Genomic DNA, 235 nt, shown 5'->3' with positions numbered 1-235 from the left:
CGGCAGCGTCAACTTTGTTGCCACAGCACAGGCTACCGGTTTTCTGGATTCATCACTTTATACCGCAGCACTGACCGCTGATGCCTTGGGCGCCATATTCTTTTTGCTGCTACTGATGTCGATGCCGGCCGTCAAACTGATCAAAAACCGCTTTGCCAGCGCGGAAACTCTGCAACGCGATCAGGACGAAATCCAGCTGAATCAACAAGATGAACAGGTAACCGAAAGCGGCGTC

Annotated in this window: 1 protein-coding gene; it reads left to right on the top strand. The window is 52.3% G+C overall.

Annotated elements, in window-relative coordinates; translation table 11 throughout:
• Positions 1–235 (top strand): hypothetical protein (locus SB753_RS41465; RefSeq protein WP_410805742.1); only part of this gene is annotated, 235 nt, incomplete at both ends.

It is taken from the genome of Paraburkholderia sp. SIMBA_053, from assembly GCF_046534895.1.
Classification (GTDB): Bacteria; Pseudomonadota; Gammaproteobacteria; order Burkholderiales; family Burkholderiaceae; genus Paraburkholderia; species Paraburkholderia caledonica.
This window is presented reverse-complemented; position numbering and strand designations above follow the sequence as displayed.